This window comes from Pseudomonas sp. GL-B-19 (assembly GCF_019956415.1).
GTDB lineage: Bacteria > Pseudomonadota > Gammaproteobacteria > Pseudomonadales > Pseudomonadaceae > Aquipseudomonas.
In genome coordinates this window covers 123,051-148,511 of sequence record NZ_JAHBDK010000031.1, presented here as the reverse complement: position 1 = coordinate 148,511, position 25,461 = coordinate 123,051, and the positions used below count along the sequence as shown (strand labels likewise).

19 protein-coding genes are annotated in these 25,461 nt (G+C 58.4%); 9 read left to right on the top strand and 10 right to left on the bottom strand.

What is annotated here, in order from left to right; genetic code table 11:
* Positions 1-13: 13 nt before the first annotated feature.
* From KGB06_RS13470 to kdgD, 5 genes are all read right to left on the bottom strand, one after another.
* Entirely contained in the window at positions 14-955 is a 942-nt protein-coding gene (locus KGB06_RS13470) for an AEC family transporter (protein ID WP_223516478.1), read from the bottom strand.
* 160 nt (positions 956-1,115) lie between these two features.
* Positions 1,116-2,669, bottom strand: a complete 1,554-nt coding sequence (gene garD / locus KGB06_RS13465; protein WP_223516476.1) for a galactarate dehydratase — start codon at positions 2,667-2,669, stop codon at positions 1,116-1,118.
* 11 nt (positions 2,670-2,680) lie between these two features.
* Complete coding sequence (locus KGB06_RS13460) at positions 2,681-4,060, bottom strand: MFS transporter (RefSeq protein ID WP_223516467.1); 1,380 nt, start codon at positions 4,058-4,060, stop codon at positions 2,681-2,683.
* Between the two features lie 182 nt (positions 4,061-4,242).
* Positions 4,243-5,688: an aldehyde dehydrogenase family protein gene (locus tag KGB06_RS13455; RefSeq protein WP_223516465.1), complete on the bottom strand. Its 1,446-nt coding sequence runs from the start codon at positions 5,686-5,688 to the stop codon at positions 4,243-4,245.
* Positions 5,689-5,749: 61 nt separating this feature from the next.
* Positions 5,750-6,661 carry a 5-dehydro-4-deoxyglucarate dehydratase gene (kdgD, locus tag KGB06_RS13450; RefSeq protein WP_223516463.1) on the bottom strand — a complete coding sequence of 304 codons (912 nt, stop codon included), beginning with the start codon at positions 6,659-6,661 and terminating at the stop codon, positions 5,750-5,752.
* 236 nt (positions 6,662-6,897) lie between these two features.
* On the opposite strand from kdgD, the gene KGB06_RS13445 reads away from it, so the two are divergent.
* Positions 6,898-8,202: a phospholipase gene (locus KGB06_RS13445; RefSeq protein WP_223516461.1), complete on the top strand. Its 1,305-nt coding sequence runs from the start codon at positions 6,898-6,900 to the stop codon at positions 8,200-8,202.
* A 14-nt stretch (positions 8,203-8,216) separates the two neighbouring features.
* Entirely contained in the window at positions 8,217-8,408 is a 192-nt protein-coding gene (locus KGB06_RS13440; RefSeq protein WP_223516459.1) for a hypothetical protein, read from the top strand.
* A 631-nt stretch (positions 8,409-9,039) separates the two neighbouring features.
* Here the strand turns inward: KGB06_RS13440 and KGB06_RS13435 are convergent.
* From KGB06_RS13435 to KGB06_RS13420, 4 genes are all read right to left on the bottom strand, one after another.
* Positions 9,040-9,789 (bottom strand): FadR/GntR family transcriptional regulator, encoded by a 750-nt coding sequence (locus tag KGB06_RS13435; protein ID WP_223516457.1) that lies wholly within the window; start codon positions 9,787-9,789, stop codon positions 9,040-9,042.
* 174 nt (positions 9,790-9,963) lie between these two features.
* The gene (locus tag KGB06_RS13430) at positions 9,964-11,691 is read right to left on the bottom strand and encodes an ABC transporter ATP-binding protein/permease (protein ID WP_223516456.1); all 1,728 of its coding nucleotides are present in this window, start codon (positions 11,689-11,691) and stop codon (positions 9,964-9,966) included.
* Positions 11,692-11,787: 96 nt separating this feature from the next.
* Positions 11,788-12,348: a response regulator transcription factor gene (locus KGB06_RS13425; RefSeq protein ID WP_007942792.1), complete on the bottom strand. Its 561-nt coding sequence runs from the start codon at positions 12,346-12,348 to the stop codon at positions 11,788-11,790.
* Positions 12,341-13,603 (bottom strand): ATP-binding protein, encoded by a 1,263-nt coding sequence (locus tag KGB06_RS13420; RefSeq protein WP_223516454.1) that lies wholly within the window; start codon positions 13,601-13,603, stop codon positions 12,341-12,343. The genes KGB06_RS13425 and KGB06_RS13420 overlap by 8 nt, the downstream gene beginning before the upstream one ends.
* 317 nt (positions 13,604-13,920) lie before the next feature.
* Between KGB06_RS13420 and KGB06_RS13415 the strand changes: the two genes are divergently transcribed.
* Positions 13,921-14,637, top strand: a complete 717-nt coding sequence (locus KGB06_RS13415) for an SIMPL domain-containing protein (protein WP_223516452.1) — start codon at positions 13,921-13,923, stop codon at positions 14,635-14,637.
* Between the two features lie 224 nt (positions 14,638-14,861).
* Here KGB06_RS13415 and KGB06_RS13410 read toward each other — a convergent pair whose 3' ends face one another.
* Complete coding sequence (locus tag KGB06_RS13410) at positions 14,862-15,230, bottom strand: DUF6124 family protein (protein ID WP_223516450.1); 369 nt, start codon at positions 15,228-15,230, stop codon at positions 14,862-14,864.
* Between the two features lie 1,419 nt (positions 15,231-16,649).
* Between KGB06_RS13410 and KGB06_RS13405 the strand changes: the two genes are divergently transcribed.
* The 6 genes from KGB06_RS13405 (at position 16,650) to KGB06_RS13380 (ending at position 25,452) form a co-directional block, all read left to right on the top strand.
* Positions 16,650-18,275 carry an ABC transporter substrate-binding protein gene (locus KGB06_RS13405; RefSeq protein WP_223516448.1) on the top strand — a complete coding sequence of 542 codons (1,626 nt, stop codon included), beginning with the start codon at positions 16,650-16,652 and terminating at the stop codon, positions 18,273-18,275.
* Between the two features lie 306 nt (positions 18,276-18,581).
* Positions 18,582-20,183 (top strand): ABC transporter substrate-binding protein, encoded by a 1,602-nt coding sequence (locus KGB06_RS13400; protein ID WP_223516446.1) that lies wholly within the window; start codon positions 18,582-18,584, stop codon positions 20,181-20,183.
* Between the two features lie 176 nt (positions 20,184-20,359).
* On the top strand, positions 20,360-21,772 hold the full coding sequence (locus tag KGB06_RS13395; RefSeq protein ID WP_223516444.1) for an OprD family outer membrane porin: 1,413 nt from the start codon (positions 20,360-20,362) through the stop codon (positions 21,770-21,772).
* A gap of 77 nt (positions 21,773-21,849) precedes the next feature.
* Complete coding sequence (locus KGB06_RS13390; protein WP_223516442.1) at positions 21,850-23,445, top strand: ABC transporter substrate-binding protein; 1,596 nt, start codon at positions 21,850-21,852, stop codon at positions 23,443-23,445.
* Between the two features lie 74 nt (positions 23,446-23,519).
* On the top strand, positions 23,520-24,530 hold the full coding sequence (locus tag KGB06_RS13385) for an ABC transporter permease subunit (protein WP_223516441.1): 1,011 nt from the start codon (positions 23,520-23,522) through the stop codon (positions 24,528-24,530).
* Between the two features lie 10 nt (positions 24,531-24,540).
* Complete coding sequence (locus KGB06_RS13380) at positions 24,541-25,452, top strand: ABC transporter permease subunit (protein WP_223516439.1); 912 nt, start codon at positions 24,541-24,543, stop codon at positions 25,450-25,452.
* Positions 25,453-25,461 lie beyond the last annotated feature (9 nt).

The window sequence follows — 25,461 nt, the reverse complement described above, 5'->3', positions numbered from 1 at the left end:
GCAGATCCTGCAGTCAGATCCACCCACCCCACTGCAACAAAAAGATCCCGATGTTGGTGGTCACCGCCGCCATCAACGTGGTGATCACAATGATCGCCGCCGCCAGTTCGTGATTGCCATTGGCCTGCCGCGCCATGACAAAACTGGCGGCAGCGGTCGGGCTGCCGAAGTACAGAAACAGTATCCCCAGCTCCGCCCCACGAAAGCCCCAGAGCCACGCCCCAAGGGTCGTCAGCACCGGCAGGCCGATCATCTTCACCAGGCTTGAGCTGAACGCCATGTTGCCGCTCTTGCGCAACGCTGCCAGCGACAGCGTCCCACCGATGCAGATCAGCGCCAACGGCAACGTGGTCTGCGCCAGGTACTGCCCGGATTTCTCCAGCCAGCCCGGCAAGCCAATATTGAAATAGGCAAACGGCGCCGCCGCAAACACGCTGATGATCAACGGATTGCCGCTCACGCTTTTGCAGATGCTCCACGGATCGGACTTGATCACCGGGCTGTACACCGCCAGCACAATGGTCGAGAGCGTGTTGTAGAACAGAATCACCAGCGCCGCGAGAATCGCGCCGAGGGATATCCCGTAATCACCGTACATACTCGCGGCCAGCGCCAGGCCGATCACCCCGTTGTTGCCGCGAAATGCACCTTGGGTGTAGATCCCCCGATCTTCACGCGGGCACTTCCAGATCGCCCACCCCCAGGCAATGGCGAAACTCACCAGCGTTGCAATCGAGAAGTAGATCAGCAGCGCCGGTTGTAGCGCGGCGTGGAGGTCGGCATGCAGGATGCCCAGAAACAACAACGCCGGCATGGTGACGTTGAACACCAGGGCCGACGCGGTGTGGATGAAGTTGTCGTTGATCCAGTTGATGCGCTTGAGCAACGCCCCCAGAAACAGCATGGCAAACACCGGCGCGGTGATGTTCAGGGTTTCGAGGAAGATAGCCAGCATGCCGGGGGGAACCTTGGGTGAGCGTCGTTAGGGGGCTAATGATAAGCCACTCAGTCCTTCGGCGTCTGGTAGACCGCTATCTCGAGCAAGCTTTGCTCCTACAGGTCTGCGTCGTACGCACGTAGGAGCAAGGCTTGCCCGCGATGCAGGCGACTCGGTCCTATGTGATCGGCGCCGGGTTGAACAGGGTGATGTCGTTATGCAGCTTGTGCTGCTCGGCCCACGTCTGTTTCTTGCCGCTGGCCACGTCCAGGTAGTAGTGGAACAACTCCCAGCCGAGGTCTTCAATCGAAGCGCGCCCGGTCGCAATCCGCCCGGCATCGATGTCGATCAAATCCGGCCAGCGCTGCGCCAGCTCGGTACGGGTCGAGACCTTCACCACCGGTGCCATCGCCAAACCATACGGTGTGCCGCGTCCGGTCGTGAACACATGCAGGTTCATCCCTGCCGCCAATTGCAACGTCCCGCAGACAAAGTCACTGGCCGGGGTCGCGCAGAAGATCAGCCCTTTGCGCTTGAAACGCTCGCCAGGGCCAAGCACCCCATTGATCGCGCTGCTGCCGGACTTGACGATCGAGCCCAGGGACTTCTCGACAATGTTCGACAACCCGCCCTTCTTGTTGCCCGGCGTGGTGTTGGCGCTGCGATCCGCTTCGCCCTTGGCCAGGTAACGGTCGTACCAGTCCATTTCCCGCACCAGCTCCCGAGCGACTTCCTCGGTCTCCGCGCGGGAAGTCAGCAAGTAGATGGCGTCGCGCACTTCAGTGACTTCGGAAAACATCACCGTCGCACCGGCACGCAGCAACAGGTCCGAGGCATAACCCAGCGCCGGGTTGGCGGTGATCCCGGAAAACGCATCACTGCCACCGCACTGCATGCCCAGAATCAGCTCGGACGCCGGCACGGTTTCCCGGCGACGCTGATCGAGCTTCTTCAGACGGGTTTCGGCCAGCGCCATGATCTGCTCGATCATCTCGGTGAAACCGTGACTCGAATCCTGCAAGCGGTACAACCACGGCTCGCTCAGATCCACCGAACTGTCGTTCTCGTGCATCACCTGTCCGGCCTGCAACTTCTCGCAGCCCAGGCTGATCACCAACGCTTCGCCGCCCAGGTTCGGGTTGCGCGCCAGGTTGCGCACGGTGCGGATCGGGATATACGCGTCGGCCGCCGTAATCGCCACACCACAGCCGTAACTGTGGGTCAGCGCCACCACGTCATCGACATTCGGGTACTTGGGCAGCAACTCGTCCTTGATGCGTTTGACCGCATGATCGAGCACGCCGGTGACGCACTGAACAGTCGTGGTAATCCCAAGAATATTGCGCGTGCCGACGGTGCCATCGGCGTTGCGATATCCCTCGAACGTAAAGCCTTCCAGCGGTGCCTGCGCCGCCGGCACTTCGGTGGATAGCGGCAAGCTGTCCAGCGGTGGCGCGGTGGGCATGCGCAGTTGATCTTCCTTGACCCAGCTGCCGCGCGGAATCGGCTGCAACGCGTAGCCAATGGTCTGGCCGTAACGAATCACCTGGCCGCCTTCGGGAATGTCTTCCAGCGTGACTTTGTGGCTCTGTGGCACGAAGTCCACAGTCACCAGGCCATCCGGAAACTCAGTGCCGGCTGGCACGCCTTGGTCATTGACCACGATCACTACGTTGTCCCGCTCGTGCAGGCGGATGTAGCGCGGCGAGTCGGAATGTTCAATCAACTGCATGACGCCGCTCCTCAGGAATGCGCTTGTGACAATTTGTTGTTTGTTTCAGGACCGCTGACAGGCGGCTCCTTGAGTACTACACGTTTGATCGGACCGACGATCACCAGGTAGCTGAACACCGCAACCAGTGCGTTGCAACCGACAAACACCAGCGCCCATTTGAACGAACCGGTGGAGCTGATGATGTAGCCGATCACGATTGGCGTGGTGATCGACGCGATGTTGCCGAACATGTTGAACAGGCCGCCACTCAAACCGGCGATCTGTTTCGGCGACGTGTCGGAAACCACCGCCCAGCCCAGTGCACCAACGCCTTTGCCGAAGAATGCCAAAGCCATGAAGCCCACGACCATCCATTCGATGTCGACGTAGTTACAGGCCACGATGCTGCTGGACACCAGCAAGCCAGCGATGATCGGCGCCTTGCGGGCGAAGGTCAGGGAATGGCCTTTGCGCAGCAGGTAATCGGAAATCACACCGCCCAACACACCACCGATAAAACCGCAGATCGCCGGCAACGAGGCAATAAAACCGGCCTTGAGGATGGTCATGCCGCGTTCTTGCACCAGGTACACCGGAAACCAGGTCAGGAAAAAATAGGTGATTGCGTTGATGCAGTACTGGCTCAAGTACACGCCCAGCATCATGCGATTGGTCAGCAGCTGACGCACGTAGTCCCACTTCGGACCTTCAGCAGGTTTGTCGACCGCTTTCCCTTTGCCTTTGTCCTGGTCCAGGTCGACCATGCCGCCGTTCTCGGCGATGTGCTTGAACTCGGCCTCGTTGATCTTCGGGTGCTGACGCGGGCTGTGGATAACTTTCAGCCAGATGCCCGAGAAGATGATGCCGACGACACCCATGACGATGAACACGTGCTGCCAGCCGAAGCTGTAGACGATCCAGCCCATCAGCGGTGCAAACAACACGGTGGCAAAGTATTGCGCCGAGTTGAAGATCGCCGAAGCCGTACCGCGTTCAGCAGTCGGGAACCAGGCCGCCACAATGCGTGCGTTGCCAGGGAAGGATGGCGCTTCAGCCAGACCGACCAGGAAGCGCAGCATGAACAGCGCTACCACCGCGGTGGACATGCCGAACTCGCCGACATAACCCTGCAACACAGTGAACAGCGACCAGGTGAAGATGCTCAGTGCATACACTTTTTTCGAGCCGAAACGGTCCAGCAGCCAGCCACCGGGAATTTGCCCGGCCACGTAGGCCCAACCGAATGCAGAGAAAATATAACCGAGGGTGACCGCGTCGATACCGAGGTCTTTTTGCAGGCTGGAGCCCGCGATGGCGATAGTGGCCCGGTCGGCGTAGTTGATCGTGGTCACCAGAAAAAGCATGAGCAGGATCAAATAGCGGACGTGGGTCGGCTTGGTCGCTTGCATGTAGATGTACTCCCACTGATTATTTTTATGCGGGTACTAACGGTGTTCTGCAGGCGCTGGCTTTTTGTAGGAGCCGGGCTTGCCCGCGATACAGACACCGCGCAGTGTCAGTCACAACGCGGTGATGCTATCGCTGGCAAGCCAGCTCCTACACAGGCCGGCTCCTACGGGTATTGCGTGTATCAGGAACCGATGTAAGAGGTCTTCACCACGGTGTAGAACTCTTGCGCATAGCGACCTTGCTCGCGGGATCCATAGGATGAACCTTTACGCCCGCCGAATGGAACGTGGTAATCCACGCCAGCGGTCGGCAGGTTGACCATAACCATCCCGGCCTGGGAGTGGCGTTTGAAGTGGTTGGCGTACTTCAGCGACGTAGTGGCGATACCCGCCGACAGACCGAATTCGGTGTCGTTGGCCATGGCCAGTGCTGCTTCGTAATCGGCAACGCGAACCACGTTGGCTACCGGGCCAAAGATTTCTTCGCGGCTGATGCGCATCTCGGCTTCGCTGTCGGCAAACAGCGTTGGCGCCAGGTAGTAGCCTTCGGTGTCACACGTCACCAGACCGCCGCCGCTGACCAGACGAGCACCTTCGGACTGGCCGATGTCGATGTACTTCATGTCTTGTTCAAGCTGAGCTTGCGAGACGACCGGACCAATGTCGGTGCCGGCTTTCAGCGCGTGGCCGACCTTGATCGACTTCATGCGTTCGGCCACGGCTTCGACGAACTTGTCGTGGATGCCGGCGGTAACGATGAAGCGGCTCGAAGCGGTGCAACGCTGGCCAGTGGAGTAGAACGCGCTCTGTACCGACAGCTCGACCGCTTGCTTGAGATCAGCATCGTCGAGAATGATCTGTGGGTTCTTGCCACCCATTTCCAGCTGAACCTTGGCCTGACGCGAGACGCAGCTGACCGCGATCTGACGACCAACGCCCACGGAGCCGGTGAAGCTGATGCCGTCGACTTTCGGGCTCTGCACCATCGCATCGCCAACCACACGACCGCTGCCCATCACCAGGTTGAACACGCCGGCCGGGAAGCCTGCGCGGGAGATGATTTCAGCCAGGGCCCAGGCGCAACCCGGCACCAGATCGGCGGGTTTCAGCACGACGCAGTTACCGTAAGCCAGGGCCGGGGCGATTTTCCACGCGGGGATTGCGATCGGGAAGTTCCACGGCGTGATCAGGCCAACCACGCCCAATGCTTCGCGGGTCACTTCAACGTTCACACCCGGGCGTACCGACGGCAGGTAGTCGCCGGACAGACGCAGGGTTTCACCGGCGAAGAACTTGAAAATGTTACCGGCGCGGGTCACTTCGCCGATGGCTTCAGGCAAGGTCTTGCCTTCTTCACGGGCCAGCAAGGTGCCGAGTTCTTCGCGACGGGCGAGGATTTCAGTGCCGACTTTGTCCAGCGAGTCGTGACGAGCCTGAATGCCCGAGGTCGACCAGGCCGGGAACGCGGCGCGAGCGGCGTCGATGGCGGCGTGGACCTGAGCCAGATCGGCTTTGGCGTAGTGGCCAATGGTGTCGGTCAGTTCGGACGGGTTGATGTTGGCGCAGTATTCACTGCCCGCAACCCATTCACCATTGATGTAGTTATCGAAACGCTTTGCATCTGCCACGAGATGTTCTCCTCACGCAAATGGCCGCTGAACAATCAGCGGCCTTGCTTAATCGAAAGTGTTACTGCGCACCCTGCTTGTCGATCAGCGCGGCAAGCATTTCGTACTCTTCGCGGGTCAGATCGGTCAGCGGTGCACGCACAGGGCCTGCGTCATAGCCGGCAATTTTTGCCCCGGCCTTGACGATGCTCACTGCGTAACCGGCTTTGCGGTTACGGATGTCCAGGTACGGCAGGAAGAAGTCGTCGATGATCTTGCCGACGGTGGCGTGATCTTCGCGAGCGATGGCGTGGTAGAAATCCATCGCGGTTTTCGGGATGAAGTTGAACACTGCCGAGGAGTAAACCGGCACGCCCAGAGCCTTGTAAGCCGCTGCGTAAACTTCGGCGGTCGGCAAACCACCCAGGTAGCTGAAACGATCACCGAGGCGGCGACGGATCGACACCATCAGCTCGATATCGCCCAGGCCATCCTTGTAGCCGATCAGGTTCGGGCAGCGCTCGGCCAGACGTTCCAGCAAAGGTGCGGTCAGGCGGCAGACGTTACGGTTGTATACCACCACGCCGATTTTTACCGATTTGCACACGGCTTCAACGTGGGCGGCAACGCCGTCCTGGCTGGCTTCGGTCAGGTAGTGCGGCAGCAGCAACAGGCCTTTGGCGCCCAGGCGCTCGGCTTCCTGAGCGTATTCGATGGCTTGACGGGTCGAACCGCCCACGCCTGCCAGAATCGGCACGCTGGTTTCGCAGGTGTCGACGGCAGTCTTGATGATTTCCGAATATTCGCTGGCCGCCAGAGAGAAGAACTCACCGGTGCCGCCCGCGGCGAACAATGCCGAGGCGCCGTATGGGGCCAGCCATTCGAGACGCTTGATGTAGCCCGCGCGATTGAAATCGCCCTGAGCATTGAAATCGGTAACCGGGAAAGACAACAGACCGGAAGAGAGGATGGACTTCAGTTCTTGTGGATTCATTATTCGAACACCCTGGGTAGCAACGTTTGTGTGTGAGGAAACCGTTCAGCTTTCGCCGAGTTGTAGGTCATCGTACAACTTAAATAATAACCGTCAACTGCATTTCATCGCCGTCTGCTGATTTTTTGTGGGACGAGTATTTTCTTGACGTAGGAAATTTCTCATCTATGATCGAAATGACTGTATATGCATACAGCTAAATAAGTTCGTACCGATGACATATCAAGGAGAAAGAAATGTCAGGTCTACACACAAAACCGCAGGAAACCCCCAATCAGGTCATTGCCAATCTGGATGATCTTTTTACCGAGGACGGCATTACCATCCGCGCCAACGAACACTTGGTTCTGCGCCTTGGCGAGCAACACAATTCGGCATCTTTACCGACCGCATCAGCATCCGTGTATGCCCTGAAAGGCCAGCCTCAGCTGCGTTTCGAGGGGGGTGAGCACACCGCAATCGGCGACACCACGCTGCTGCGTTTCGTCAAGGATGCCCCCGCCATTCCAGCGGCACAGGTTGAGCTGCATCTGCCCAACGGCCTGGCGCTGACCTATGGCCAGGTCGTTGCGTTGGGGGGTGATTTTTATGGCATTCCCGATCAGCCCATCAGTGATGGCGCGACGCCTGTAGATCGCATCCAGCGTTTCGCCAGCGCCTTTAACTCCCTCGCCGTTCTGCCGGCCTCCAATGCCGAGGCGAAGCAGATCCTCGCCGTCATGCAAAAGGAAATCGCCGCGGTTAACCAGGCGATCCAGGACGGCAAACAACCTCACGAGGCGTATGACGCCCTCGGAGATACGTTGTCGGAAGAGTGGAACAAGATTACCGGTGGCGGCAGTTTTGTCTCGGCTCTGTTCCCTTTCGGGCGTTATCTGAAACTGGCCGCGAACAATTCCGACCACTTTGCCGAAGGGGCACTGGCGGCCTATATCGCAGGCCACACAGCGGCCGTGCAGCAAGCCGTGCTGGCGAAAAACAGTGGTGATGAAAAACAGCTGGAAATCGCCTACGCGATGAATGCTTTTGCTGATCACTACCTGACCGACCTGTTTTCCGCCGGGCACTTGCGCGTCCCCCGCAAGCAATTGGCCGCGGTGGTCACACCCAGCGACCTGGGCTCGCTGATCACCCGCTTCATGCACGATGAAGACAGCAAGTTCGGCCTCAATGTGCGCAACGGCAACGGCGACCAATGGCGAGCCTACGGCGACAAGCGTTATTTCGATGCGATCGACAGCGCCAACCGTCTCCAGGTTAATCAAGCGGTACAGCTTTCTGCGGATGAAATCTTCGCGGCGTATCTCAGCGGCGTCGCACCGCTGCCCGGCAATTTCAGCGCCTTGAAAAAGTTGCCGGACCTGCAAGCCGTGCTGAACCCTGCTGGCAATTTCTCGCCACTGTTCAAGGTCGAGGGCAACAAAGTGCTGCGACGCAAGGACGTCAACAACCTGAACGACACCGCCACCATCGACGACTGGTGGGGCTGGAGCACTTACTTGCTGCTCAAGGACTACACACCCACTGGCAACGTTGCCTGATAAGGAGATCGATGATGACTATCAAATTGAAATTGGAACTGGCTTCGGGGCAATCGCTTAAGGGGGCGCCGCTGGAGTTGTTGTCCAAGGGCGTGGTGATTGGGCGGGCGGTGGTGGATGAGCGTGGGAATGTGGCGTTCGATACCAAGGCCAGGGAGGCTGAATTGGCTGTGAGGGTAGATCGCTCGATCTTGCGCACTGGCTGACGTTTTCACCAGGGCTGCCGGCCCTATCGCGAGCAGGCTCGCTCCCACATTTGATCGAGAGTGAACAACACTAGTGTGCTCACTGAAGATCCCTGTGGGAGCGAGCCTGCTCGCGATTCTGCTGGACACTGCGATAGCTGGAAATAAACGCTGACCGCTCATCGAAACTGTAATTTCTGACAGTAGCTAAGCACTGGAATACATAACAAAAATTGCGGGGTATCCAGCAAAGGAAAACTGATCATGACAACGCAAGTACCCAGCCCAAAAGTTGTAGATGTTAATTTCATTGATCTTGGTAATGAACTTTCCAGGAGCAAAAACAGCGTCTGCGTGTAAATCCAAGTCGATACCACGGGCTTAGCTCCCGACACCAAAGTAACTTGCCATTTCAACGTATTGCCATCTACGGACTGGTCTCTCAGCGGAACTGTTGAGACTGGACAGCCACTCAGAATCCGTGTCGAACCCAGTCAGTACAATAGTCACGTAGGTAAATTGGCAAAGGTCAGATGCTCGATTGCAGGAGACTCTTCTCAGGAGCTTTCGGTGGCGATTGTCGAATAATCAAGGAAACCGGGCTGAACGCCTTTGCGGCAAAAAGGCGTAGGCCCACCTATCGAATTGCCTCTTAACCCCGCTGCGCCTCAGCCTCTTCATGCGCATGGCGCAGGCGCTCGCGGCTGTTGGTCAGGTGCAAGCGCATCGCCGCCCGCGCTGCATCCGAATCCTGGCGGGCGATGGCGTCGTAAATTTCTTCGTGTTCACGGCTCAGACGATTCATGTAGTGCTGCTGGTCGTCATGGGCCAGGCGTGCCGAATTCAGCCGCGTGCGCGGAATGATGCTGGTGCCCAGGTGGGTCATGATGTCGGTGAAGTAGCGGTTACCGGTCGCCAGCGCAATTTGCAGGTGGAACTGGAAGTCCGAGGCGACCGCATCGCTGGCATGGGAAGCGCTTTCGTTGAGGGCGTCCAGTGCTGAACGCATCAGCGCCAGCTGCTCGGCGCTACGGCGTTGCGCAGCGAGACCGGCGGATTCCACTTCGAGGCTGATGCGCAATTCCAGAATGGCCAACACGTCACGCAGGGTGACCACCGTCGCCGGGTCGATACGGAAACCGCTTGGGCTCGGGGTATCGAGCACGAAGGTACCGATGCCGTGACGGGTTTCAACCTGCCCGGCTGCCTGTAAGCGGGAAATCGCTTCGCGCACCACGGTGCGGCTGACGCCATGGGCGTCCATGATCGCCGACTCGGTGGGCAATTTGTCGCCGCGCTTGAGGTGACCGTCGCGGATCTGCTCGGACAGCACCGTCACCAATTCCTGTGCGAGGCTGCGGCGCTTGCGAGGGAGGCGTGGTGCGTCGTTCGGGTTTTCCATGGTGAACTTCTGTCTCGAAAATTCGGCTGAAACCGCATCATAGCTCAACGCGGTTGTACGATCACCGTCGGTGTAGGAGCAAGGGTTGCCCGCGATGAACGATAACGCGGTCGTTCGGATAGACCGAGTTGTGGCCATCGCGGGCAAGCCTTGCTCCTACAGGGATTGCGGTGTTTATGCGGTCACGGTCTGGTCCACCAAATGGCCGTTCTCGATACGAACATGCCGTGGGTGGAAACGTTTCAGGCTGCTGCGATGCCCGACGCTGACAATGCTCAAGCCCGGTATTTCATCGATCAACGCCTGATATAGCGACGCTTCGTCCTCTTCATCCATCGCCGAGGTCGCTTCGTCCATGTACAGCCATTTCGGTGCATACAGCAGCGCACGGGCAAACGCCAAACGTTGCTGCTCACCCGGCGAGAGCATGCGCTGCCAGTGGTTCGCTTCATCCAGACGTGAAACGAGGTGCGGCAAACGACAGGTTTCCAGTACGTGAACGTAGCGTTCCTGCGGATAGGTATCGCCAGCCTGTGGATAACTCAGCACTTCACGCAGGCTGCCAATCGGCAAGTACGGCTTTTGCGGCAGGAACAGGTAGCGCGCCGACGGCAGACGAATACTGCCGTGACCCGCCGGCCACAGATGCCCCATCGCGCGCAACAAGGTCGACTTACCGCTGCCGGAACGACCGCTGAGCATGACACGCTCGCCCTCTTCCACCGCCATGTCGGCGTTGGTCAGCAGATGACGGCCGTCCGCCAGATCAAGGCCGAGGTTGTGGATCTTCAGTTCATCACCCTGATTCTGTACATCGATGGCCGGCTGGCGCTCTTCGTTGTCAGTCATGGCCTGACGAAAACTCAGCAGACGATCACAGGTGGCGCGCCATGAAGCGAGGTTCTGGTACGCACTGATAAACCAGCTGAAACTCTCTTGAACGTTGCCGAACGCCGAACTGATTTGCATCAGTTCACCGAGCTCGATCTTGCCGGCGAGGTAACGCGGCGAGGCAACGATGAACGGGAAGATGATGGCCGCCTGGCTGTAACCGGCGGTGAAGAATGTCAGGCGCTTGGAGACTTTCATGATGTCCCAGAAGTTATGCCAGACCATCCCGAAGCGGCCACTCAACCGACGATTTTCGTTCGGTTCTCCGTTGTACAACGCGATGCTTTCGGCATTCTCGCGAATCCGCACCATGGAGAAACGCAGGTCGGCTTCAAAGCGTTGTTGTTGGTTGTTCAGACCGATCAAGCGACGACCGATCAAATGCGTCAACCAGCTACCTACCACCGCGTAAACCAGTACGCACCAGAACATGTAGCCGGGAATAGTGATACCGAAGACTTCAATACTGCCCGACACCCCCCACAGAATGATCGAGAACGACACCAGGCTGACGATATTGCGCAGCAGCCCGATACCCAGCTCAAGGGTGTTGGATGTGAAGTTGTTAAGGTCTTCAGAAATCCGCTGGTCCGGGTTATCGGTGTAGCCGCCCTGCTCCAGCTGATAGTAGTTTTTGTTGCCAAGCCAACGGGCAAAGTGTTTCTCGGTCAGCCAGGCTCGCCAGCGGATGGTCAGCATCTGCGTCAGATAAAGCCGGTACACCGCACCGACAATCGCCACGGCCGCAATCGCGCAGAAATACAGAATCAGCTGCCAGAAGGCCGCTTCATCTTTCTTTTGTAAGGCGTTGTAAAAGTCCTTGTACCAGGTGTTGAACCACACCGAGATGCCCACGCTGATCAGCGACAACGCAATCACCGCGATCAGCAGGGTCCAGGCCTTGACCTTCTCTTCACTTCGCCAATAGGGCGTGATGATCGCCCAGACCTTGCGGAAAAACTGCCCGCGCACGGCATCGTTGACCGCGGAATATTCAGCGTTCTGATTCATGGATAAGGCTCGATAGGGAAAAGAACACACACGAACCGATCATAGTTGATCGGTTCGGGTTATCGCGAGAGCTGGCGATGATCGTTCAGCGTCCGTTCAGCGGCGGACCGGACGTTTCTGCAGTTTGCGCTGCAGGGTTCGGCGGTGCATGCCCAGCGCGCGGGCCGTGGCCGAGATGTTGCCTTCGTGCTCGGTCAGCACGCGCTGAATGTGTTCCCACTGCAAACGGTCCACCGACATCGGGTTTTCCGGTACCAGGGTATCGAGGTCGGCGTGTTCGGACAGCAGCGCGGCCAAAACGTCGTCGGCGTCGGCCGGTTTGCACAGGTAATTGCAGGCGCCGCGCTTGATCGCCTCGACGGCGGTGGCGATGCTCGAATAACCGGTGAGGATCACCACGCGCATTTCCGGGTCCAGCTCAAGCAACTTGGGCAACAAGACCAAACCCGAGTCACCGTCCATTTTCAGGTCCAGCGCGGCGTAATCCGGCAGATCGGCCTGGGCGATGGTCAGGCCTTCTTCGGCAGAGCCAGCAGTGCTGACGCGAAAACCACGGCGGGCCATGGCACGGGCCATCACGCGGGTGAAGGTTGCATCGTCGTCGACCAACAGCAAATGCGGCAGTTCTTCGCCTTCTACTTGGATCTCGTCACTCATGTTCGTCTCCTCGGGCGACACGGGGCAGGCGCAGCTCGGTGAGCGTGCCGCCTTCCTCATGACTGTAGAGTTTCACTGAGCCGCCGGCGCGTGTCACGCTGGCCTTGCTCAAAAACAGGCCCAGGCCGAAACCTTTGCCCTTGGTGGTAAAAAATGGTTTGCCGATCTGTTCGGCGATGGCCAGTGGCACACCGGCGCCGTGGTCGCGAATGCTGATGGTCAAGTCTTCGGCGTTCCAGTCCAGCGTCACTTGCAGCCCTTCCGGGCACGCATCGGCGGCGTTGTTCAGCAAATTCAGCAGCGCTTGAGTCAAGTCCGGCGGCGGCGCCATGCGCGGCACGGTGCCCTGACCCAGACGCTGGAAGCGGTAACTGGCTTCCGGGCGCATCAGGTGCCAGCGGTTCAGCGCTTCGTCGAGCCAATCGGTGACATCCTGCATCTCCACCGCCAAGCGGCGATTGGCCTCGGCGGCACGCACCAGTTGCTGCAAGGTCTCTTTGCAGAGTTTGACCTGATCCTGCAACACGCTCAAATCGTCCTGCAACAACGGGTCGTGATGGTCCTGGCGCATCTCCTTGAGCAACACGCTCATGGTCGCCAGCGGCGTGCCCAGTTCATGAGCCGCGCCTGCCGCTTGCGTCGCTACAGCCAGCAATTGCTGATCACGCAGGCCTTCTTCACGACGAATGGCGCGCAGTTCTTCCTGACGACGCAGCTCTTCAGCCATACGCGCGGCGAAAAATGTAATCACCGCCGCGGCCAGCGCGAAACTCAGCCACATCCCGTAGACCTGCAGGTTTTCCCGAGCGATCGGGAAGGTTTGCAGTGGATAGAACCGCACGAGCAGCAAGGTGTACATCGTCAACGCGATACCGGACAGAATCACCGAATAGCGCCATGGCAACGTCACCGCGGCGATGGTCAGCGGCACCAGGTAATAAGAGACGAACGGGTTGGTCGAGCCACCGGAGAAATACAGCAGGGCACTGTGGATAAACAAGTCGCAGGCCAGTTGCAGCGCGTATTCGAGCTCGGTTACTGGCCATGACGTACGCAGTCGAACAGCCGTGAACACGCACAGCAGCATCGAACACCCGAGGGTCATCGCCAGCTGCACCCACGGCAGCGGCAGCAGGTCGAACCAGTAGGCCAATCCCACGGAACCGGCCTGAGCGGCGAGTACTAAAGTGCGGATGAACGTCAGCCGCCAGAGGTTCTGGCGAGTGGCAGAAGTGATTTGAACGGGGGCGAGCATGAGCTCTCCTGATGAGCGCTCCAGGCGGATCGCACGGAGTATAACCAAGCGCGGGGGCTGACAGGCAAAAGTGCGGCAAAGCGCCACATGGCAAAAAGGGTTGTGGCGTCTATAAGGGCGCCTTCGCGGGCAAGCTCGCTCCCACATTGAATGCGTCCCCCTGTGGGAGCGAGCCTGCTCGCGATTGACCGCGAAGCGGTCACCTGCATTCCATCTGTATAGAAGTTGTAACTGTGCGAACCGGATCATCAAAGCTAGAGTCTGATGGTTTCACGCAGGCTCGGACCCAACACCTGCGCACCGCCCAAGGAGCTTTCATGCACACATTGCGCCGCTGCACCGCCCTTCTCGCCCTGAGTGTCGGCACCCTCGCCAGCCTCCCGGCCCTGGCCGTCGACGAGTTGCACTACAACCAGATTTCCCTGCGTGCCGAAGTCAGCCAGGAAGTGGCGCGCGACCTGATGATCGTGACCCTCTACACCGAAGACCAAAACACCGACCCGGCCAAACTCGCCGCCGACGTCAGCACCACCATGAACAAAGCGCTGGCCCAGGCCAAACAGGTCAAAGACATCACCCTGCGCCAAGGCAGCCGCAACAGCTACCCGATCTACGACACCAAGGGCCAGAAAATCACCGGCTGGCGTGAACGCGCCGAACTGCGCCTGGAAAGCTCGGACTTCGCCGCCCTGTCGAAACTGACCGGCGAACTGCTCACCGACCTGAAAATGGGCGGCATGGACTTCGCCATCGCCACGCCGACGCGCAAGGCCAGTGAAGACGCGCTGCTGAAAGATGCCGTGACGGCCTTCAAGGCCCGCGCGCAACTGGCAACGGATGCGTTGGGCGGCAAGAGCTACAAAATCGTTAACCTGAACTTGAACAGCAATGGTTATCCACAGCCGTACATGCGCGGGCCGATGATGATGAAAGCCGCCGCGATGGATGCAGCGCCGGTGACACCGGATGTTGAGGCGGGCACGAGTCAGGTCAGCATGACGGCGGATGGGGCGATTGAAGTGTTGATGCCTTGATTCTTTAACACGTACAAAAAAACGGCGATCACTGGAGTGATCGCCGTTTTTTGTTGCCTGCCAGAAGCCAGGTTGAACCAGCAATTTCTGCTGTGGTAAATCCGACGCCATCGCGAGCAGGCTCGCTCCCACAGTTGATCTCCGGTGTTCACACAATTTGTGCAACAAAGAAGATTCCCTGTGGGAGCGAGCCTGCTCGCGAAGAACGATAACGCGGTCTCCGATCAGCCTTGCGGATCAACGTTATCCAGCGCCCGATTCACTGCCAACTCCGCCAGCATGATGATCTGCTGAATCGCCAACACCGTATTACGCTGCGGGCCGATCAGGTTGGCGGCGAAATCACTGGTCATGACACTCGCGGAAGCCAACGACTCGCAGGCTTGGGCCAAGAGGCTTTCGGTGTCCATGTTCGGGGCGATCATGTACATCGTGCTGGGGCGGCGGGGTTTTTCGGTGTATTGCGAGGGGGGATCGAGGTAGTAGTCGAGGGCGCGTTTGATGGCTTCGCGGTCTTTGAGTAACGTCTCGACGCGTAAGTCTTCGGCTTCAGCTTCGGGGGTGGTGGGCGGATCGGGGATTAACTTATCCATGGAATACTCCTACTTAAAAATGGGAGCCATCCAATGTCGTTTCCACACGACAAATAGGTGGCGGCTGCACGCAGGGTGGAAATACCGGTTAGTAGGACCCGGCCAGACCGAAGTCTGCCCACGCACAGCCGCCATGACGCAGTTTGCAGACGAAAGACGACGTCGGCAACGATTACGATGGTCCAGCTATGCGGCTACTAAGAGTTCCAGGTTTCCACACCCGGTCGCTGAAATCGCAGCGACGGCCAAAGGTTAGAAGGACCGCTTCCTACCCGGCAACCTGAAAAATGCGTGGGAAAGCTCTGTGTTTTTTACACATTGCCAAACACATAAAAGCAGAATGAATATAAATCGGGGATAGCAGAAAGGGCTGGTTGGCTGTCAGGTCGTCATCGCGAGCAGGCTCGCCACAGGGAACGGTGTACACCTGCTAGAGATTGGTCGGCTGTCTGGCCGCCTTCGCTGGCAAGCCAGCTCCTACAGGGGAATGGTGTACATCTGTTGGAGATTGGTCGGCTGTCTGGCCGCCTTCGCTGGCAAGCCAGCTCCTACAGGGGAATGGTGTACATCTGTTGGAGATTGGTCGGCTGTCTGGCCGCCTTCGCTGGCAAGCCAGCTCCTACAGTAGATCGGTGTACACCCGCCGCTCTTCACCACTCATCAGGCCGAGCGTTAGCTCGCCTGCAGCTCTTGATCTTGATCCACCCGCCCCTTCGGGAGGCTGAGTGGAGGTGTGCATCCGGGGAGTGGCGCGCAGCGCCGTTCGACGCAGTCGAACACGCTGCATGTAGGTCGTCGCGAAGCAGACCGGAGGGCAGTGTCCCCGGATGGATACCGGAGCGAAGGAACGCCGAGCCCAGGCGAGGGGCCGGACGCTCGGGGCGAGCCTTTTTGGTTCCTTTTGTGGCGTTTGACAAAAGGGACTCGCTGTAAGAGCGAAACCGCCGGCGGCCGTTGCCGCAGGAATGGATATGTACACCTGCAAGAGACTGGTCGGCTGTCAGGCCGCCATCGCAGCGATGCGGCGACCCAACAAACCAGCTCCCACCTTTTGGATGTGGACACAAACAAATACGGGGTAACAGTCCTGTTCTATCATCCCTAAGGCGCTACCGAAAGCACCGGCGGTTGCACCCCCAAACCGAGGGTATAAATAAGTAACACCGCGCGCCATCCGAGTGCGCAACACGAAGCAATTGCCCTGCATCGGTGCGCCCGGTTGCACCGAAAAAAACCTGCGCAAACGGTCAATTGCGCCTGAATTTATACATATGCGACATTAAGGTACGTACGTGCCACTGTTTAACGCCTATGCTCGATCAGGATCTTGCATTGGGTACGGCGCCTGCATAAGTATCCGCAGGGTCGGCTCACGAGGTCGTCCTATAATTCCAAAAAAGCCACAATCATGAGGCCACCATGCTTAAAAACGCGGTCATTCCGTTTTTGCTCGGCGCCAGCTTATTAGCTAGCGCACCCTTCGCCCAAGCCGCGACTAACCTGGTGTTCTGCTCCGAAGGGAGCCCGGCCGGTTTCGATCCAGGTCAATACACCACCGGCACCGACTTCGACGCCTCTGCGGAAACCATGTTCAACCGTCTGACCCAGTTCGAGCGCGGCGGCACCGCCGTGATTCCTGGTCTGGCGACCAGTTGGGACATCTCCCCGGACGGCCTGACGTACACCTTCCACCTGCGCGACGGCGTCAAGTTCCACACCACCCCGTACTTCAAGCCGACTCGTGATTTCAACGCCGACGACGTGCTGTTCACCTTTAATCGCATGATTAACAAGGATGACCCGTTCCGCAAAGCGTACCCGACCGAATTCCCGTACTTCACCGACATGGGGATGGACACCAACATCACCAAGATCGATAAAGTCGACGACAAAACCGTCAAGTTCACCCTGAAAGAAGTTGATGCCGCGTTCATCCAGAACATGGCCATGAGCTTCGCCTCGCTCCAGTCCGCCGAGTACGCAGCCCAGCTGCTGAAAGAAGGCAAAGCCGCCGACATCAACCAGAAGCCGGTCGGCACTGGTCCGTTCGTGTTCAAGAGCTACCAGAAAGACTCCAACATCCGCTACACCGGGAACAAGGACTACTGGAAGCCGGACGACGTGAAGATCGACAACCTGATCTTCGCCATCACGACCGACCCGTCGGTGCGTATTCAGAAGCTGAAGAAGGGCGAGTGCCAGATCACTCTGTTCCCGCGCCCGGCCGACCTGAAAGCGCTGCAGGAAGACAAGACTCTGAAGGTGCCTAACCAGGCCGGTTTCAACCTGGGTTACATCGCCTACAACGTGATGCCTAAGGTCAAGGGTCAAACCGATGCAAACCCGCTGGCCGAGCTGAAAGTTCGCCAGGCACTGGACATGGCCGTCAACAAGCAACAAATCATCGACTCCGTGTACCAGGGCGCCGGCCAACTGGCCGTCAACGCCATGCCTCCGACCCAGTGGTCCTACGACACCACCATCAAGGATGCGCCGTACAACCCTGAGAAAGCCAAAGAGCTGCTCAAGGAAGCCGGCGTGAAAGAAGGCACCGAAATCGTTCTCTGGGCGATGCCGGTACAGCGTCCATACAACCCGAACGCCAAGCTGATGGCAGAAATGCTGCAGTCCGACTGGTCCAAGATCGGTCTCAAGGTCAAGATCCAGAGCTACGAGTGGGGCGAGTACATCAAGCGCTCCAAAGGTGGTGAAAACCAGGCGATGCTGATTGGCTGGAGCGGTGACAATGGTGATCCGGACAACTGGCTGAACGTGCTGTTCGGCTGCGATTCGCTGGAAGGCAACAACTTCTCCAAGTGGTGCGACAAAAAGTTCGACGGCATCGTCAAGGAAGCCAAGCGCACGACCGATCAGGCCAAGCGCACCGAACTGTACAAACAGGCGCAACACGTCCTCAAAGACGCAACGCCAATGACACCTATCGCTCACTCGACGGTGTTCCAACCTATGCGCAACGAAGTGCAGGATTTCAAGATCAGCCCGTTTGGCTTGAACTCCTTCTACGGCGTCAGCGTCAGCAAATAAGGTGTTGCAACGGCGACGTTTCTGACGTCGCCGTTGTTTTACCTGCCGAGAAAGTAGGAAAACTCTTACATCCAATTCCACTGCGCACTACTGCAGTGGCGTCGGACGCGTTGCCTTTTCCTACGAGTCTTTAGGACTCTACGCATTTACTGCCAGATCCACGGCTCATACCGTCGGGTTCTGACCAGCTCATGCGTGGGCTATCGGTTTTTGCTGCAAGCAGGGTTTGAAATCAATGATCCTCCACGTTCCAGGACGGAACGGCGGCTCATTGTCAAAACACTCGTGAATATAAGAGGGAGCGTCATGCGCCATACCTTGGTTTTATCCGCATTGCTGGGCACCGGCCTGTTGGCCGCCACCTCCATCAGCCAGGCCGCCAGTAACAGCCTGGTGTTCTGCTCCGAAGGCAGCCCCGCCGGTTTCGACACGGCGCAGTACACCACTGCGACCGATAACGACGCCGCCGAGCCGCTGTACAACCGTTTGGCAGAGTTTGAAAAAGGCGCGACCAACGTCGTACCGGGCCTGGCCACGAGCTGGGATATTTCCGGGGACGGCCTTACGTACACCTTCCATCTGCGCGAAGGGGTGAAATTTCATACCACCCCATACTTCACGCCGACCCGCGACTTCAACGCCGATGACGTGCTGTTCACGTTTAATCGCATGCTCGACCCGCAACAACCTTTCCGTAAGGCTTATCCGACCGAGTTCCCGTACTTCAACGGGATGAGCTTGAACAAGAACATCGCCAAGGTCGAAAAGACCGGGCCGCTGACCGTGGTCATGACGCTCAACAGCGTCGACGCCGCGTTCATCCAGAACATTGCCATGAGCTTCGCTGCCATCCTGTCCGCCGAATACGCAGACAAGCTGCTGGCAGACGGCAAGCCGAGCGACATCAACCAGAAGCCGATCGGCACTGGCCCATTCGTATTCAAGAGTTACCAGAAAGACTCCAACATCCGTTACACCGGCAACAAGCAGTACTGGGACCTGAGCCGAGTCAAACTCGACAACCTGATTTTCGCCATCAACACCGACGCTTCGGTGCGGGTGCAGAAACTCAAGGCCAACGAGTGCCAGATCACCCTGCATCCGCGCCCTGCCGATGTGACTGCGCTGAAGAACGACAGCAAACTTCAGCTCATCGAGAAGCCTGGCTTCAACCTCGGTTACATCGCCTACAACGTTCGACACAAGCCTTTCGACCAGCTCGAAGTGCGTCAGGCGCTGGACATGGCGGTGAACAAGCAAAGCATTCTCAACGCCGTCTACCAAGGTGCCGGGCAATTGGCCGTCAACGCCATGCCGCCGACCCAATGGTCTTACGACGAAACGATTAAAGACACCGCCTACAACCCGGAAAAAGCCAAGGAATTGCTCAAGGCCGCCGGCGTGAAAGAAGGCACCGAAATCACCCTATGGGCAATGCCGGTTCAGCGCCCTTACAACCCGAACGCCAAGTTGATGGCCGAAATGCTCCAAGCTGACTGGGCAAAAATCGGCCTCAAAGTGAAGATCGTCAGCTACGAATGGGGCGAGTACATCAAGCGCACCAAGAATGGCGAACACGACATCAGCCTGATCGGCTGGACCGGTGACAATGGGGACCCGGACAACTGGCTCGGCACGCTTTACAGCTGCGACGCCATTGGTGGCAACAACTACTCCATGTGGTGCGATCCGGCTTACGACAAGCTGATCAAGCAGGCCAAGGTCGTCACCGACCGGGACCAGCGCACCGTGCTCTACAAACAGGCGCAGCAGTACCTCAAACAACAGGTACCGATCACGCCAGTCGCCCACTCGACGGTTAACCAGCCGTTAAGCACCAAAGTCGAAGGGTTCAAAGTCAGCCCCTTCGGCCGCAACGTGTTCTCGGGCGTCAGTATCGACCAATAACCGATTAGCCAGAACGCTGGGGGCGCATTGCGCCCTCACGCAAGCGTATTGCCGAAATTCGCCAGTCCGGCGTACAGCAAACGTTTGCGAAGCCTTGTTTGCGTTCTAAACCAAATAGCCGGATCACCCAATAAGACCGGCATTAATAAAAAAAAAGAAACCGAGGAGCTTCACCCATGAAACTGAGCAGCAGTGCGATATTGGCCCTGGCCATCAGCAGCGTAACCGCCACGGCTTACGCAGAAACCCAGAGCCAGGAATTCACCCCGGTGACGGTCAACACCAAAAGCGCACAAGCCGACGCAACCGGCTTTGTCGAAGGCCAGTCGATTTCCGGCACTACGCGTAACTGGTACGCCAACGAACAATTGCATCGCGGCAGCAAGTTCACTTACCTCAAAAACGGTGTACCCACCCCGACGGATCGCCGGATCAACTGGGTTCAAGGCACCATCGTCAAGTACAACTCCGGCTTCACCCAAGGCGCCGTGGGCTTGAGTACTGAACTGGCCGCCTACAACGAAATTGCTCTGGAGCGCGATCGCGAGAACCTGGCTTCCAACAACGGTGGCGCACCGGGCACCCGTCCAGGCGCGGGCAACAACCGTACCCTGACCAAAGAGGGCGGCGACGCTCAAGGTCAGTGGAGCAAGCTGGGTCTTGCCAACGTCAAGGCGCGCGTCTCCAACACCACCCTGACCGCCGGCCGCATGAACTTCAGCAGCCCGATGGTCGACGTCATCGGCAACCGTGCGCTGCCTTCGAGCTTCGAGGGTGTGGCCATCCACAGCGAAGAGCTGAACAACCTGGCATTCGATCTGGGCACTTTCGATCGCAACTCACCGCGAACCGAAGAAAGCCTGAGTAAATTTCGTAGCGAATACGCCAACAGCTTCGTTGAAACCGATCACGTTCATACCGGCGGTATCACCTTCACACCCTTCGCCAGCCTGACCACCAGCCTGTGGGCGACCCAGGCTGAAGACCTCTGGAACCAATACTACTTCGGCGCCAATCACATCCTGGGCGACAGCCAGGTGCTGAGCCTCAACACCAACCTGAATTACTACAAAACCCAGGAAGAAGGTAAGGCCCTGCTCGGCAACATCGACAACGACACCTACTCCCTGTCGTTCGGCCTGACTCACCGGGCTCACACCCTGACCTTCTCGTACCAGCAAGTGGAAGGTAACGAGTACTTCGACTACCTGCACGAAACCAACGGCATCTACCTGGCCAACTCCCTGCTGTCGGACTTCAACGGCCCGAACGAGAAGTCCTTCCAGATCGCCTACGGCCTGAACATGGCCGAATACGGCGTGCCTGGCCTGAAGTTCAACATCTACCAGGCTCGCGGATGGGACATCGACGGTACGCACTACACCGGCACGGCCTACGACGTTAAGAACATGGACGGCGAACATCATTACGAATACGGCATCGGTTCTACGTACGCCATTCAGAGCGGCCCGTTCCAGGCCAGCACTGTTCGCGTGACCTATACCGCTCACCGTGCCAGCGAAAACCAGGGTGACGGCAGCATCAACGAGTTCCGCCTCGTGACCACCATTCCGTTCAATATTCTGTGATGCACCTGCCCAAAGGCTGATTCAGAGACGAATCAGCCTTTGGGTTTTGACCTTTAACCGATTGCAGAGGGTTCTTGATGAAAATGCTTCCCCTACGTGCGGCCATCACGGCCGCGTTGCTGAGTGTCGCTGTTGGCGTTGCGGCCAAACCCCTGGTGGTCTGCACCGAAGCCAGCCCGGAAGGCTTCGATATGGTCCAGTACACGACCGCAGTCACCGCCGATGCGGTGGCCGAAACCCTCTTCAATCGCCTGGCGGACTTCAAGCCCGGTACCACCGAGGTGATTCCGGCACTGGCCGATTCCTGGGACATCAGTGAAGACGGTCTGACTTACACGTTCCACCTGCGCAAAGGCGTCAAATTCCACACCACCGACTATTTCAAGCCGACCCGCGACATGAACGCCGACGACGTGGTCTGGAGTTTCCAGCGTCAGCTGGACCCGAACCACCCATGGCACAAACTGTCGAGCGTGGGCTTCCCGTACTTTGAAAGCATGGGCTTCAAAGATCTGCTCAAAAGCGTCGAAAAAGTCGACGACAACACCGTCAAATTCACTCTGACCCGTCGCGAAGCGCCGTTCCTGGCGGACATCGCCATGGCCTTCTCCTCGATCTACCCCGCCGAATACGCCGACCAGTTGCTCAAGGCGAACAAGACCGGCGACCTGAACAACAAGCCAATCGGCACCGGCCCGTTCGTGTTCCAGCGTTATAACAAGGACGCTCAGGTTCGTTTCAAGGCCAACCCGGAGTATTTCCGTGGCAAACCACCCGCTGAAGCCTTGATTCTGGCGATTGCCACCGACAACAATGTGCGCCTGCAAAAACTCAAGGCCAACGAATGCCAGATCGCGCTGTATCCCAAGCCCGATGACATCCCGAGCATCAAGAAAGACACCAACCTGAAGGTTGATGAGCTGAACGCGATGACCGTTTCGTACATCGCGATGAACACCTCTCACAAGTACATGAGCGATGTACGCGTGCGCAAAGCCATCGACATGGCGTTCGACAAGGCCGCCTATGTCAATGCTTTGTTCGGCAAAGGCAATGCAACCGTGGGCGTCAACCCGTACCCTGACACCCTGCTGGGTTACAACCACGCCCTGAAAAACCCGCCGCGTGATCTGGACAAGGCCCGCGCCCTGCTCAAGGAGGCCGGCGTACCAGAAGGCACTACATTTACACTGTTCACCCGCAACGGCGGCGGTCCGACCAACCCGAACCCGATGCTCGGTGCGCAGATGATGCAGGCTGACTTGGCTCAGGTCGGGATCAACGTCGATATTCGCGTCATGGAATGGGGCGAAATGCTCAAGCGTGCGAAAAACGGCGAGCACGACATGGTTTCCGCCGGATGGGCGGGTGATAACGGCGACCCGGATAACTTCCTGACGCCTATGCTGAGTTGCGAAGCAGCCAAGAACGGCGAAAACTACGCACGCTGGTGCAACGAGAAATTCCAGACGCTGATCGACGAAGCCCGAGCTAAAGTGAACCCGACGGAACGTGCAGCGCTCTACGAGCAAGCCCAGGAGGTTTTCAATCAGGACCAGCCATGGATCAGCATGGCACACACCCGTATGTTTACTGCAATGCGCAACAACGTAGAGGGCTATCACATTAGCCCGCTTACCACGAATAACTTCGCCACCACCCAGGTGAAGTAAATAAGAAAACTCCCGGTGTCCCTGACTCCAGGGACACCAGGCACGCCTAACCGGCTGATGAGGTAGACCAGAAGATGTTTAGTTTTATTGCCCGCCGATTGGGGTTATTGATCCCCACGTTCTTCGGCATCACCTTGCTGACTTTCGCGTTGATTCGCATGATTCCAGGCGACCCCGTGGAAGTAATGATGGGCGAACGTCGAGTCGACCCCGAAATGCATGCTCAGGCAATGGAACGCCTTGGTCTGAACAAACCGCTGTATGCCCAATACCTGGACTACATCGGCAAACTGGCTCACGGCGACCTCGGCGAATCGCTGCGTACCCGTGAAAGCGTGTGGAGCGAGTTCACCTCTCTATTCCCCGCGACCCTGGAACTGTCCATGGCCGCCCTGTTGTTCGCCGGCATCCTGGGCCTCCTGGCCGGGGTGATTGCGGCACTCAAGCGAGGATCCCTGTTCGACCATGGGGTGATGGGCATCTCCCTGGCGGGATACTCGATGCCGATCTTCTGGTGGGGCCTGATCCTGATCATGTTCTTCTCGGTGAGCCTGGGCTGGACCCCGGTGTCCGGGCGGATCGATCTGCTCTATGACATCGAGCCGCGCACCGGCTTCATGCTTATCGACACGCTGCTGGCCGATGACGTCGGCGCATTCTTCGACTCCCTGCATCACCTGATCCTGCCGGCCATTGTGCTCGGCACCATCCCGCTGGCCGTTATTGCGCGGATGACCCGTTCGTCGATGCTCGAAGTACTGCGTGAAGACTATATTCGTACCGCCCGCGCCAAAGGCCTGTCGCCGTCGCGCGTGGTGTTCGTGCACGGCCTGCGCAACGCGCTGATTCCGGTACTGACCGTGGTCGGCCTGCAAGTCGGCACATTGCTGGCGGGTGCGGTTCTGACCGAAACCATCTTCTCGTGGCCCGGCATCGGCAAATGGCTGATCGAAGCCATTGGCGCACGGGATTATCCCGTGGTGCAAAACGGCATCCTGTTAATAGCCTGCCTGGTGATTGTGGTCAATTTCGTAGTGGACATCCTCTACGGCTTTGCCAACCCACGCATCCGTCACCAGCGCTGAGATCATGACCATGACCACTCCAATTCCAGCGGTAGCAGTCGATCAAAGCCTGCTGTACCCGTCCCCGTACAAAGAATTCTGGCACGCGTTTTCCCGCAACAAAGGCGCCGTCGCCGGCCTGATGTTCATGTTGCTGGTGATTTTCTGCGCGATCTTCGCGCCGTGGGTTGCCCCGCATAACCCGAGCGAACAGTACCGTGACTTCCTGCTGACCCCGCCAGCCTGGCTGGAAGGTGGGCAGTTGCAGTTCCTGCTCGGCACCGATGAATTGGGTCGCGACCTGCTGTCGCGCCTGATCGCTGGCTCGCGTCTGTCGCTGATGATCGGTTTGTCGTCGGTGGTGATGTCGTTGATTCCGGGGATCCTGCTGGGTCTGTTCGCCGGTTTCTTCCCACGCCTGCTCGGCCCGACCATCATGCGTCTGATGGACATCATGCTGGCCCTGCCGTCCCTGCTGCTGGCCGTGGCGATTGTTGCCATCCTCGGCCCTGGCCTGATCAACACCGTGATCGCCATCGCCGTGGTGTCCCTGCCGTCCTATGTTCGTCTGACCCGCGCCGCGGTGATGGGCGAACTGAACCGCGACTACGTGACCGCCGCGCGCCTGGCCGGTGCCACGCTGCCACGCCTGATGTTCATCACCGTGCTGCCTAACTGCATGGCACCGCTGATCGTTCAGGCCACCTTGAGCTTCTCCTCGGCGATTCTCGATGCCGCCGCACTGGGCTTCCTCGGTCTTGGCGTACAACCGCCAACCCCTGAGTGGGGCACCATGCTGGCTTCGGCTCGCGACTACATCGAACGCGCCTGGTGGGTGGTAAGCCTGCCTGGTTTGACCATTTTGCTCAGCGTGCTGGCAATCAACTTGATGGGCGACGGCCTGCGCGATGCGCTGGACCCGAAACTCAAGAACGCCGCCTGAGGAGATTCA